At 39.5% G+C, this 12,198-nt stretch carries 10 protein-coding genes; 4 read left to right on the top strand and 6 right to left on the bottom strand.

Going from position 1 to position 12,198, the window contains the following annotated elements:
* Nucleotides 1-66: 66 nt before the first annotated feature.
* Nucleotides 67-804 (top strand): tetratricopeptide repeat protein, encoded by a 738-nt coding sequence (locus H1225_RS15785; RefSeq protein ID WP_109848246.1) that lies wholly within the window; start codon nucleotides 67-69, stop codon nucleotides 802-804.
* Between the two features lie 94 nt (nucleotides 805-898).
* On the opposite strand, the gene H1225_RS15780 is transcribed toward H1225_RS15785, so the two are convergent.
* The gene (locus H1225_RS15780) at nucleotides 899-1,357 is read right to left on the bottom strand and encodes a GNAT family N-acetyltransferase (RefSeq protein WP_115065719.1); all 459 of its coding nucleotides are present in this window, start codon (nucleotides 1,355-1,357) and stop codon (nucleotides 899-901) included.
* A gap of 127 nt (nucleotides 1,358-1,484) precedes the next feature.
* Between H1225_RS15780 and pdxR the strand changes: the two genes are divergently transcribed.
* Complete coding sequence (gene pdxR / locus H1225_RS15775) at nucleotides 1,485-2,972, top strand: MocR-like pyridoxine biosynthesis transcription factor PdxR (protein WP_109398971.1); 1,488 nt, start codon at nucleotides 1,485-1,487, stop codon at nucleotides 2,970-2,972.
* Between the two features lie 55 nt (nucleotides 2,973-3,027).
* Here pdxR and H1225_RS15770 read toward each other — a convergent pair whose 3' ends face one another.
* The gene (locus H1225_RS15770) at nucleotides 3,028-3,597 is read right to left on the bottom strand and encodes a class I SAM-dependent methyltransferase (RefSeq protein WP_072064709.1); all 570 of its coding nucleotides are present in this window, start codon (nucleotides 3,595-3,597) and stop codon (nucleotides 3,028-3,030) included.
* A gap of 473 nt (nucleotides 3,598-4,070) precedes the next feature.
* On the opposite strand from H1225_RS15770, the gene asd reads away from it, so the two are divergent.
* Nucleotides 4,071-5,177: an aspartate-semialdehyde dehydrogenase gene (gene asd, locus H1225_RS15765; protein ID WP_006534267.1), complete on the top strand. Its 1,107-nt coding sequence runs from the start codon at nucleotides 4,071-4,073 to the stop codon at nucleotides 5,175-5,177.
* Nucleotides 5,178-5,262: 85 nt separating this feature from the next.
* Here asd and gyrB read toward each other — a convergent pair whose 3' ends face one another.
* Genes gyrB through dnaA form a run of 4 tightly spaced genes read right to left on the bottom strand, consistent with a single transcriptional unit; the run spans nucleotide 5,263 to nucleotide 11,306 of the window.
* On the bottom strand, nucleotides 5,263-7,677 hold the full coding sequence (gene gyrB, locus H1225_RS15760) for a DNA topoisomerase (ATP-hydrolyzing) subunit B (RefSeq protein ID WP_109398973.1): 2,415 nt from the start codon (nucleotides 7,675-7,677) through the stop codon (nucleotides 5,263-5,265).
* Nucleotides 7,678-7,697: 20 nt separating this feature from the next.
* Complete coding sequence (recF, locus tag H1225_RS15755; protein ID WP_115064983.1) at nucleotides 7,698-8,786, bottom strand: DNA replication/repair protein RecF; 1,089 nt, start codon at nucleotides 8,784-8,786, stop codon at nucleotides 7,698-7,700.
* A gap of 11 nt (nucleotides 8,787-8,797) precedes the next feature.
* Nucleotides 8,798-9,901 (bottom strand): DNA polymerase III subunit beta, encoded by a 1,104-nt coding sequence (dnaN, locus tag H1225_RS15750; RefSeq protein ID WP_006534273.1) that lies wholly within the window; start codon nucleotides 9,899-9,901, stop codon nucleotides 8,798-8,800.
* A gap of 4 nt (nucleotides 9,902-9,905) precedes the next feature.
* Entirely contained in the window at nucleotides 9,906-11,306 is a 1,401-nt protein-coding gene (gene dnaA, locus H1225_RS15745) for a chromosomal replication initiator protein DnaA (protein WP_006534274.1), read from the bottom strand.
* Nucleotides 11,307-12,047: 741 nt separating this feature from the next.
* Here dnaA and rpmH point away from each other — a divergent pair.
* Nucleotides 12,048-12,191: a 50S ribosomal protein L34 gene (gene rpmH / locus H1225_RS15740; protein WP_004246509.1), complete on the top strand. Its 144-nt coding sequence runs from the start codon at nucleotides 12,048-12,050 to the stop codon at nucleotides 12,189-12,191.
* Nucleotides 12,192-12,198 lie beyond the last annotated feature (7 nt).

Raw genomic sequence — 12,198 nt, 5'->3', positions numbered from 1 at the left:
AAATAAACTGCTTTTATACCATTATTATTGGTAAGATTTTCAAAATCATTACAAACGGTACTCTACATGACATTTATGAAATATATTTCAACCTTTACCACCCTACTTACTCTTGTTTGCTCGTTTTCTTTGCAGGCAAATTTTGAAGAACAAGACAAAAGAAAATTTGAAGATACTCGCAAAGAAGCACTCAATCACAATGCACAAGCTCAATATCAGTTGGCCGAAATGTATTTAATGGGAACGGGTGTAGAAAAAAACTTACTTAATGCACAATTGTGGGCTAATGAGTCCATAAAAAACGACTATGCAGATGCCTATGCATTACTTGCTGATCTCTATTTATTTAATGCTGATCCTTATTTTAAAAACCATTATGTTGAAGCGAGAAAATTAGCAACAATCGCTACAAATAAAGGAAGTATAAGAGGAAAAATAAGTCTAGCAACAACACTAATATCACCTTTATCTGGTGAAACAGATTACAAAAAAGCCATTGTATTACTAGAAGAAGCCGCCACAACTCATCAACCCGAATTTGTCTATGCGCCAATTTGGTTAGGTGTGCTTTATAGCGGTGTTGGTAATGTGCCTGCAGATACTGAAAAAGCCAATATGTGGTTTACGAAAGCGAACGAAATGACTTTTGAAGGCTTTGCTCAAGCAATGGCTTCTTTTATGTTTTCTGGTCAATATCATATTATTGAACCCAATAAGCAAAAAGCTGACGAATTAATGAAACAAGCGTGTGAAGAAGCCAAAAAAGTTGGCAATGAGTTTTATTGCCAACACGAGTTTAATTAACCTAAATTAAATCAAATAAATAACCCTAACTCAGAAAAGAGCTGGTAAATCTTACCATCTCTTTTATACCCTATATGTTCTACCTAACGTTCTTTTACAGCGCCATACGGTATTCAATCACACCCGGTTTTTCTGCCACCCAGTTATATAAGCGTTGTCCTCGTAAATTAGTTTCCTGCGTATGCCAATATAGACGGGCACAATTACGCTGTTTTGCTTGTTGATTAACAAATTCAATAAGTTGCTTACCGACATGGCGACCACGCGTATCTGGTGAAACAAATAAATCTTCTAAATAACAAAAATCACTTTCAGCCCATGTTGAGCGATGAAAAAGATAATGAACAAAACCCAATACCTTTTCACCTTCCATTGCGACGGCACAATAAACCGGCTCTTTTTCATCAAAAAAACGCGCCCATGTTGTTAATGTGGTCTCTTCTGATAACTCGACTTTATAAAATGCTTGATAACTTAACCAATATGGCAACCATTGAGCATAATGCTCTTGTTCAACAAACTGAATTGAAACAGTTATTGGTGTTGTGCTCATCTCTTCACTTCCTTCTACTTTCATCAATGCGATAAAAAAGTATCGCCTGCCTTTAATCGTGGCCATGGTACGTTTAATTTTGGTTCCCAATAAGGTACACTTTTTGTGTTTTTATAGGGTCCACTTTATGAAACAGAAAAAAACAGCTTATTTTCCTAACCTTGTTTTAGAAGAAGGGCCTATTGGCTCTCAGGTTTATCACGCAATTAGAAAAGCGATTTTAGATGGGCGCTTAACATCAGGTAGCCGTCTACCATCAAGTCGCACATTAGCTGAAATGATGTCGATTTCTCGTAACTCTGTTATTGCAGGATTTGAACGTTTAATTGATGAAGGCTATTTATTTACTCGGCGCGGTGCTGGTACTTTTGTTGCAAGCACAATCCCTGATGCGATTATTTCAGATCAGTGGATCAAAACAATCCACTCTACTTCTTCAACACACATCAAAAACCCATTAGAAACGCTAAATCCCAATATGCAAAAAGCCCACGCTTTTTGGCAACAGTCACAACCCAATATCAATAGCAGTCCTACATTTCATGTTGGCGTTGGCTGTGTCGATCTTTTTCCTCATGAACTTTGGGGAAGATTATTAGGGCGGGTTTGGCGGCAATCAAAAAAAGCACTCGCAACATTTAATTCGCCAACAGGCTACACGCCATTAAAAGAGATGATATGCCAATATGTTCAATCAACTCGAGGGCTTTTTTGTCAGCCTGAACAAATCATTATTGTAAATGGTACGCAGCAAGCGATAAATCTCACCACTAGAGTTCTATTACAAGAGGGAGATACTGTTTGGCTAGATGATCCTGGTTATGACAGTGCTCGGGGTATCTTCACTTCTTATGGTATAAAACCACATCCAATAAGTTCAGATATTGATGGAATGGATATTTCTCGAGGAATAGCGCAGTGTCCAGAAGCAAAACTTGTTTTTACAACTCCTTCTCATCAATTTCCCTTAGGCAATACACTCTCACTTTCACGTCGTATTGCGTTATTAGAGTGGGCATCATCCAATAATGTGTGGATCTTCGAAGATGACTACAATAGTGAATTTCGTTATCACTCTAAACCGATTCAATCTCTACAAGGTTTAGATAAATACCAGCGGGTTATTTATGCTGGTACATTCTCAAAAATGATGTATCCCGGATTTCGTTTAGGCTTTTTAGTGGTTCCTTTACCTTTAGTTGATACATTTAAAGCTGCTAAATATTACACCGATTCGCATTCAGGTTTTCTAGAACAAGCAACATTAGCGTTATTTATGTCTCAAGGGCATTACGCCCGCCATGTAAGAAGAATAAGAAAAGCCTGCTATGAACGTTATCAAGTGTTAACTAATGCGATAAAAACACATTTATCTCATGTCTTCTGTGTTGAACCAACAGACTCTGGCATCCATATTGTCTGCTGGCTACAGGCTGGTTATACAGAAGAATATATTGTGAAAAAATCACGAGAAATTGGATTAGCTATACAGCCTTTATCACGTTACTGCATTCAAACCTACCCAAAACAAGGCGTATTATTAGGATATGCTGCTCATAATCCTCTTGAAATTGAAAAGAGTGTTATTTTACTTGCTCAAACATTATCTAAATAAATAGCATTGATTCTTAATTGTTATTTACAATATAAATGTCGAGCAAGCTTTGCATTTACCCTATATTATTTTTAGGCGTGCAATAATAAACCCAAGCAGGGGGAACATTCCGCATAACTAATTTCTTTTCTAAATGAAAATAACGAGATAACGTTTTTTCATATCGAGTGGTATATTGAAATAACACAAAACAACCTTGTGTTTTTAATAACTCTTTATGTACCCGTTTTAAAATTCTTAAACCTGTTTTCTTTGGTATCGATAAAAAAGGTAACCCTGAAATAATCATATTATAATGGCTATTTAATTTCTCCGCCGATGCTGTATAAACTCTTAATCGATGATCATTAATTTTATCTAATTCTGTTGCAAAACTAGGTTCTATTTCAAAAACATCTAATGAGGAATTCACCGACATTCTTTTTAAGATCTGTTGAGTAATAACACCCGTGCCAGCACCTAATTCAGCAACTTGAATGTCCTGTTGCCAATTGAGTTTATCCAGCATTTCATAACATAACCAACGAGATGAAGGCGCGATAGTACCCATCGTGGTTGGTGAAATCACAAACCGTTTTAAATACGAGTAGTACGTAGATAATGGAATGACTGTGGATATATCCATTTCGCCTCCTAACACCACTTAATAAGCGGTAAAATAAAATTCAAATAAAATGAAGAACCTTCATCATTATTTTTTATTTATGAAAATACATCATCTATTAAACAGTAGCGTTTAGTATAAAGCTTGGAGTGACCTCTAAGTAAATACGTTTTTCTTATATATTACACTATTTTACATTTTTCTATTTTTACTCTATTTTCTTAAATATGAATATATTTTTATTTATCCTAAAAAAGAAAATAAGATATAGCAGAATATTCTTACACTTTTATGGTAAATTTATTTTCTTTTTTAACAACTCATTGATATTTGTTCGTTCTGTGGCTTTCTTTTGTTAACTCTACGCAGACTATAAGAAACACTTCTAATTCTTTGGTAAATAATCAATAAATTAACTTGCACCTATCTCTATATTTTGTCAGGTTAGTGTGAGGTCTCTCACTATTCCTACAGACAAAGACAGGGTAATTACAATGAAAAATGTTGGTTTTGTGGGCTGGCGTGGTATGGTCGGCTCCGTTTTAATGCAAAGAATGGTTGAAGAACGTGATTTTGATGGGATAAACCCTGTTTTCTTCACCACATCTCAATTAGGTGAAGCAGCTCCTGCTTATGGTAATCACCGTAGCACTCTGCAAGATGCTTATGATATTGATACGCTAGCATCACTCGATATTATTATTAGTTGCCAAGGTGGTGACTATACCAATGAAATCTATCCAAAGCTGCGCCAAGCAGGTTGGCAAGGTTACTGGATTGATGCCGCATCAGCACTGCGTATGAATGATGATGCCGTGATTATTCTCGATCCCGTCAACGGTCAACATATTCAAGACAGCTTAAACAAAGGCATTAAAACTTTTGTCGGCGGTAACTGTACGGTCAGTTTAATGCTGATGTCATTAGGTGGCCTGTTTGCTAACAATTTAGTGGAATGGGCAAGCGTATCGACTTATCAAGCCGCTTCTGGGGCGGGAGCTCGCCATATGAGAGAGTTACTGTCACAAATGGGCTCTTTACATAATCAAGTAGTGAAAGAGCTAGAAAACCCAGCATCTGCAATCTTAGATATTGAACGTAAAGTCACTAACTTTACGCGCAGTGGTACAATGCCAACTGAGCAATTTGGTGTTCCTCTGGCAGGTAGCTTGATCCCTTGGATTGATAAACAATTAGAAAACGGCCAGAGCCGTGAAGAGTGGAAAGGACAAGCTGAAACTAACAAGATCCTAAATACAGGTTCAAATATTATTCCTGTCGATGGCCTTTGCGTTCGTATTGGTGCATTACGTTGCCATAGCCAAGCCTTTACTCTAAAGCTGAAAAAAGATTTACCTGTTGCTGAAATTGAACAATTACTTGCCAACCATAACGACTGGGTAAAAGTCATCCCTAATGATCGTGAGTTGACTATTAGAGAGTTAACACCAGCCGCAGTAACGGGCACATTAAGCACTCCTGTAGGGCGTATTCGTAAACTGAATATGGGCCCTGAATTTATTTCAGCCTTTACAGTCGGTGACCAACTACTATGGGGTGCAGCAGAGCCTTTACGTCGCATGTTGAATATTCTGCGTTAATTTTCCAATAAAACAGCTCCCATAAATAGAAAAAAACCAGCTAATTGAATTAGCTGGTTTTTTTACTTAGCGACATTACACGTCATTAGATATCAATATTTGCCGCTTTCAACGCATTCTCTTCGATAAAGGCACGGCGAGGTTCAACCGAATCACCCATCAAGGTGGTAAATAACTCATCGGTTGCAATCGCATCTTTAACGGTAACTTGCATCATACGACGTGTATCTGGATTCATGGTGGTTTCCCATAATTGTTCTGGGTTCATTTCACCAAGGCCTTTATAACGCTGTACAGCAAGACCACGACGAGATTCTTTTGTAAGCCACTCAAGTGCTTCTTCAAAACTTGAAATCGCCTGGCGACGCTCTCCACGCTCAATAAACGCCCCCTCTTCAATTAGGTTACCAATAATGTCACCTAAATGAGTAATACGTTGATATTCGCTACTGTGGATAAAGTCATAATCCAGTTTATAGTCTGTATCAATACCGTAAGTACGGATACGTAATACAGGCTCGAACAGACGGTTTTCATCGTTTTGAGTGATGGTATAACTATAAGTGCTACTTTGCTCTTCCGCATTATTTAAACGGTTGACCAAGCCACTCATCCACTCTTCAACTTTGGTTTTGTCAGATAAATCTTCTTCTGTGAGCGTTGAATGGTACACCAAGCTATTTAACATGCTCAGTGGATAAATGCGCTCCATACGACGAATAATTTTATGTGCAGCATGGTAGTCAACAACCAGTTTTTCAAGTTGTTCACCGTGCATTGCTGGCGCATGTTCACTAATATAAAGCGCTGCACCATCAAGCGCTATCGACATCAGATATTCGTCCATCGCATCATCATCTTTGATGTATTGCTCTTGCTTCCCTTTCTTCACTTTGTAAAGTGGTGGTTGAGCAATAAAGATATGACCACGTTCGATAATTTCTGGCATTTGACGATAGAAGAAAGTCAGTAATAACGTACGAATGTGAGAACCATCGACGTCGGCATCCGTCATGATGATAATGCTGTGATAACGCAGTTTATCTGGGTTATATTCATCACGACCAATACCACAACCTAATGCTGTGATTAATGTTGCTACTTCTTGAGACGCCAGCATTTTATCAAAGCGCGCTTTCTCAACGTTGAGGATTTTACCTTTTAACGGCAGAATAGCCTGTGTTTTACGGTTACGCCCTTGTTTTGCAGAGCCGCCCGCAGAGTCCCCTTCCACTAAGTACAGTTCAGAGAAAGCAGGATCACGTTCAGAACAGTCTGCTAATTTACCTGGTAAGCCACCTAAATCTAATGCACCTTTACGACGTGTCATCTCACGTGCTTTACGTGCAGCTTCACGAGCACGAGCAGCATCAATAATTTTACCGACAACGATTTTCGCATCGTTTGGATTTTCTAACAGGTATTCCACCAGCTTCTCATTCATCAGCGTTTCTACCGCTGTTTTAACTTCTGAAGAAACCAGTTTATCTTTGGTTTGTGATGAGAATTTAGGATCTGGAACTTTAACAGAGATAACCGCAATCAAGCCTTCACGCGCATCATCACCCGTTGCACTGATTTTCGATTTCTTATTAAACCCTTCTTTATCCATATAGTTGTTTAACGTACGAGTCATTGCAGTACGGAAACCAACTAAGTGTGTACCACCATCACGTTGTGGAATATTGTTGGTAAAGCAATAAACATTCTCTTGGAAGCCATCATTCCACAGCATCGCAACTTCAACACCAATACCATCTTTTTCAGTGGAGAAATAGAATACATTTTGATGAATTGGCGTTTTATTACGGCTTAAGTATTCAACGAATGCCTTAATACCGCCTTCATAATGGAAATGATCTTCACGGTTATCACGTTTATCAATTAAACGGATAGAAACGCCTGAGTTTAAGAATGACAACTCACGCAGACGTTTTGCTAAAATGTCATACTGGAATTCAGTCTCGCCTTTAAAGGTTTCAAGACTTGGCCAGAAGCGAACAAATGTGCCTGACTTTTCGGTATCACCAATCACTTTTAAGCGATCATCAGGTACACCATGACGATAAATTTGCTGATGGATTTTTCCATCGCGATGAATAGTCAGTTCGAGTTTTTCAGACAACGCATTAACAACAGAAACCCCTACACCATGAAGTCCACCAGAGACTTTATAGGAGTTATCATCGAATTTCCCCCCCGCATGCAGAACCGTCATAATAACTTCTGCTGCTGAAACACCCTCTTCTTGGTGAATGCCGGTTGGAATTCCACGACCATCATCTCGAACAGAGACGGAGTTATCTGAATGGATAGTGACAATAATCTCATCACAGAAACCCGCGAGGGCTTCGTCGATTGCGTTGTCGACCACCTCGAAGACCATGTGATGCAGACCGGTTCCATCATCTGTATCCCCGATATACATCCCCGGGCGCTTACGCACCGCATCCAGCCCTTTTAATACTTTGATACTTGAGGAGTCATATGTATTCGACATCAACGTTTCTCGCTTTATTCCTATGGTTTAACCTCTATTTTGCCACGTTCTACGCTAAATAGCCTGCTATTTACATCTAGCATATCTTTCACTTGCCCTTGTGTTATCGCACTGACAAACACTTGAGCTTGCGTAGACTTTAGACGCTCGGCTAACAATTGACGCCGACTTGCATCTAATTCGGAAGCAAAATCATCGAGCAGATACAGGCATCTTTGCCCATTCTTACGAGTGAAATATTCACCTTGTGCCAGCCTCAATGCACACATCAACAACTTGAGCTGGCCTCGTGACAACATATCTTCTACTGGCGTGCCATTTGCTCTAATACGTAAATCCGCTTTATGAGCACCAAGTGAGGTATAGGCTAACATTTTATCACGTTCAAATTGACGTGCTAGCAACTCACCATAATCAGTTTCTTTATCCCACCCCCGCTGAAAACTGACTTTCAGCGAAAATTCAGGTAAAAACAGACGACACGTTTCTTCAATATCTTTAGCGATATCTTCAGTATATTGAGCTCGCCATTCACTTATCTGTTGCGTTAATAAGATAAGTTCTTTATCCCAAGGCATCAGCTGTCGATAAGACGTTGCTTGCCTTAGTGCTGCATTACGTTGCTTTAAAACACGTTTTAAATCCGACCATGCAGCGAAAAATCGAGGTTCATTATGAAAACAGCCCCAATCGATAAACGCGCGACGATATTTAGGCCCACCATTCAGTAAAGTAAAACCTTCAGGTGTTATTAATTGCATGGGTAACAATTTTGCTAACTCTGCAATTTTATGACCATCGCTACCATCAATACGAACTGTACTATTTCCTTCGCGATCTTTACTTAATCCAATCGCATAGCCACGGCTTTCTTCATTAAGCCCACTTAAACGCCCATGAAGAATAAATGCATTTTCATCATGTTGGATCACGCGATTTGCTTGAGAACTACGAAATGCTCGTCCATGTCCTAAGGTGTAAATCGCTTCAAGTATACTTGTTTTACCACTCCCGTTTGGTCCAACAAGAAAATTAAAGCCATCCGCTAATGGCAGATCCGCCTGTTCGATATTTCTAAAATGGCGGATCAATAAACGGGATAAAATCATGTTAGTGACTATTATAAACGCATTGGCATAACAACATAAGCAGCTGCAGAACTTGCCACATTTTCAACTTGAACACTTGAAACGGCATCAGTCAGTAACAGCTTAACTTCTTCGCATTTCAAGGTATTCAATACATCAAGGAGATAGCTGACATTAAAGCCAATTTCCATTTCTTCGCCTTGATATTGAACATCAACAATTTCTTCTGCTTCTTCTTGCTCAGGGTTGTTGGCTGTGATTTTTAATTGACCACTCGTGAGGTTAATACGCACACCGCGGAATTTCTCATTAGATAAAATGGCAGCACGAGAAAATGCCTGTTTAAGAATATCACAACCTGCAATTACTGTTTTGGTTGGGTTTTTCGGTAATACACGACGATAATCAGGGAAACGACCATCAACCAACTTCGAGGTAAAAATAAAATCACCTACATGCGCACGTATATTGTTACTACCGATTTGTAGTTGCAGTGAACTTTCACCACCACCATCCAGTAGACGCATTAATTCAATAACACCTTTACGAGGAACAATAACCGAGTGACCAGGTAAAGATTGTCCGATATCCATCGAACATACGGCTAAACGGTGCCCATCTGTTGCAACCGTGCGTAATTCAGTGTTTTCAGTTTCAAACAACATACCGTTGAGATAATAACGCACATCTTGATGTGCCATTGAAAACTGAGTGGATTCAATGAGGCGTTTTAATGTTGCTTGAGGCAAAGTAAATTCAACCTCACTTTGCCAATCATCTAAGTTAGGAAAATCAGATGCAGGTAATGTTGATAAGGAGAAGCGGCTACGACCTGAACGCACTAATAGGCGGTCACCATCTAGCTCAACACTGATTTCAGCACCTTCAGGTAGCCCACGCCAAATATCAAAAAACTTACGCGCAGGAACAGTTGTGGCGCCAATTTCATGAGACTGGCTAAGGTTAACTCTCGCTACCATCTCCATTTCAAGGTCAGTTCCTGTTAGTGATAAGGTGTTTTCAGTCACCTTAAGCAATAAGTTACCTAAAATAGGTAATGTTGGACGACCACCTAAAGGGCCACTTACTTGTTGTAGCGGCTTAAGAAGCTGTTCACGTTCAATGATAAATTTCATAGCGCTAGGATGATAATGTTCTGATTAAGTTAGAAAAATCTTCTTTGATGTCATGACTTTCTTCACGCAATTGCTCTATCTTTCTGCATGCATGAAGTACAGTTGTATGATCACGACCCCCAAAGGCATCCCCGATTTCAGGCAAGCTGTGGTTTGTTAATTCCTTTGCCAGCGCCATTGCCATTTGCCTCGGACGGGCAACCGATCGAGATCGTCGCTTTGACAGTAAATCAGCGACTTTAATTTTATAATACTCAGCAACCGTTTTTTGAATATTATCGATAGTGACTAATTTTTCTTGCAAGGCCAGCAGATCACGTAATGCTTCACGTACAAAGTCGATAGTAATCGCACGACCTGTAAAGTTTGCGTTAGCAATCACTCGATTTAACGCACCTTCAAGCTCACGGACATTAGAACGAAGTCTTTTAGCAATAAAAAAAGCCACTTCGTCAGGTAACTGAATTTGGTTTTCATCCGCTTTTTTCATCAAAATCGCGACTCGGGTTTCAAGTTCAGGTGGCTCAATAGCAACCGTTAATCCCCAACCAAAGCGCGATTTTAATCTATCTTCAACACCGTTAATCTCTTTAGGATAACGGTCTGACGTTAAAATAATTTGCTGATTACCCTCTAACAATGCATTAAAGGTATGAAAAAATTCTTCTTGTGAACGCTCTTTATTGGCAAAAAATTGAATATCATCAATTAAGAGGGCATCCACAGAACGGTAATAGCGTTTAAAGTCTTCTATCGCATTATTTTGTAACGCTTTTACCATATCTTGTACAAAACGTTCAGAATGCATATAAACAACTTTTGCATTCGCTTTACGTTCCATAATGCTGTTACCCACTGCGTGCAACAAGTGGGTTTTACCCAGTCCTGTTCCACCATATAAAAAGAGTGGGTTATAAGCGCCACCTGGGTTATCAGCGACTTGTCTTGCTGCTGCCCTTGCTAACTGGTTTGATTTACCTTCAACAAAGTTATCAAACTTATGTTTAGGGTTAACATTAGAGCGATAATTGAGCTCAGGCAGTTGAGACGCAGGTTGATTATCCCAACTAGGGCGAACAGGCTGGCTATGTGTTGGAGTTGTATTCACCGTTGGATGTACAACAGCTTTAGGAATACTTTCCGTAGTACGCCCTGATGCTGGCTTATTACCAACTTCAAAACGTAAAGAAGGGACTTCTGAGCCACAAAAATCCACTAATAATGCATTAATATTATTAATGTATTTTTCTCTCACCCAATCTAAAACGAAACGATTAGGTGCATACAGTGCCAGCGTATTATCGCTTAGTTCTGCCTGCAAGGGACGTATCCACATACTAAATTCAGTGGCAGGTAACTCATCCTGCAATCGGGCAAGACAATGCTGCCAAAGCGAAAGTGACACGGCGGACTCCCCTAAAAAAACAAGACTAAAAAATAAACAGGAAAAATGCAGTTAAACACTGTGTGCCTAAATACAAAGTGCACAACACCGTTCCTCTTCAATTCTTAATAAGGAACAACTCTTGGTGACAACGATTTTTTTACATCGTGACTCACGATCGCAGACTGGCTATTCTGATCGTGACGGGGGATCATATCGCAAAATGAAACGAAGATCCTCTTTCTTTTGCACAGTTTTTATGGTTTTTATCCACAGGCTTACTGATTTAAGATAATTCACCAAATGAAATATGCAAAGGCGTTCTAGTGTACTTGAGTCGCCCTATAAATAGCAATTGGGGATAACTTTCTCTTTACATAAATCTCTCCTTCTTATAGGAAGTGATCAAATATCTCTCATTTGATCCACCAAAGATCCTTGCGCTTTCACCATGAGTCCGTATAATCTTGCACCCTGCGTGCTTGTACCAACAAAGTCACTTATTAAGGCTCTCTTTCAGGTCGCTAATAAGCGTACTCGTTGCGCATAAGTCAGGATTGATTATCGGGTTTGCTAAAAAAGACGACAAAAATCGGTACTTAAAGCGTCATCTTGATTGACGCATTTGAGTGATTTTATTACAATCCCGCATCTTTCCATCATTGATGCTGCGATTGAAGTACTGGTTTGTTTATTTATTGCACGCCTGTCTGTCAACGCATTTGCTGAATCAGTAATTATATTAAGTAGGTAGAAATCGCCATGAAACGCACTTTTCAACCGTCTGTACTGAAGCGCAACCGTAACCACGGCTTCCGCGCTCGTATGGCCACTAAAAATGGTCGTCAGGTTCTGGCTCGCCGTCGTGCGAAAGGCCGCGCTCGTCTGACCGTTTCTTCGAAATAATAAAAGC

Source organism: Proteus penneri, assembly GCF_022369495.1.
In the GTDB taxonomy this organism is placed as follows: Bacteria; Pseudomonadota; Gammaproteobacteria; order Enterobacterales; family Enterobacteriaceae; genus Proteus; species Proteus penneri.
The sequence above is the reverse complement of the archived record's forward strand: the minus strand, read 5'-3'. Positions and strand labels throughout refer to the sequence as shown.